Origin of the sequence: Halomonas sp. B23F22_20 (assembly GCF_043496985.1) — a bacterium.
GTDB lineage: Bacteria > Pseudomonadota > Gammaproteobacteria > Pseudomonadales > Halomonadaceae > Halomonas.
Map to the genome: position 1 here is coordinate 1 of NZ_JBIEKH010000072.1, position 897 is coordinate 897.

Consider the following 897-nt stretch of genomic DNA (forward strand, 5'->3'; position numbering starts at 1 on the left):
AAGCAGTCGATTTGGAGCCTCCAGGGGTTTCGCTCAGGATCAACGTCTGCACGCACGACCCGGAGCGGGTAGCGAATGAACAGATTGCGCACCGGCGTTCCTGAATACTGCTCATCGATCGCCAAATCCAGAGTTACTACCCACTGATCGCGGTTGATAACCTCGACGGAATCTTTGTTGTATCCGCGACCCGGAATCTCATAAATGCCTCGAGTACGACCACGCAGTTCGTTCCGATCACTACGAGCCTGATAGTCGTTCTCCAAATAAAGCTGACAGGACTGCGTAATATATGTCGAATATGCTCGCAAGTTACGCTTATAATCCGCCTCGCCATTGGATGGCCAGCGATTGACTTGCTGCCAGATATAGAAGCCGAACGCATACACAGACGAAGGTGGAACCTCCCACCAAGCGCGTGTGCTGCCTGACCTTAAATCCGGCGGATTATGAATCGTCAGATCCTCGGGAGCGGACTTCCAACCCCACCAGAGCGCAGCACAGGCCAGGACCAGAACCCCGATAGCTACTCGCAGGGTGGTGATATGCGAATCACGGGCACTCACTGCATGACGAAAACGGCTCACAAGTTGCCTCCCTGTTATGTTGTCGTCCGATCCCGCTGACAGCGGTAGACACTGGACCGGGTGATCAAGTCTTCACTGCTCATTTGGATTCCCAGGGAGCTGAAGCGCCACTGCAGCGAGCGATAAAGCAATTCAGGCGGCCGACCACGACGCAAGCGGCGCATGATAGTTCCTCCAAACCAAAGAAATATCCCGCCCAACAGGAACATCATGGTCGGCACCATGGCCCACGCCCCTACCAGGAAGGCACCAACTATCCCTATGGGGATGCCGATCACACATCCAGTCAAAGCCGTGATCACCACTTCGC

2 protein-coding genes are annotated in these 897 nt (G+C 54.8%); both read right to left on the reverse strand.

Features of this window, described 5'->3' with window-relative positions:
* The coding region (locus tag ACGTN6_RS20600) for a PFL_4703 family integrating conjugative element protein (protein WP_394594924.1) at window positions 1-587 on the reverse strand (587 nt) is incomplete at its 3' end.
* Between the two features lie 14 nt (window positions 588-601).
* A partial coding sequence (locus ACGTN6_RS20605) for a TIGR03750 family conjugal transfer protein (RefSeq protein ID WP_394594926.1) occupies window positions 602-897 on the reverse strand: 296 nt, incomplete at its 5' end.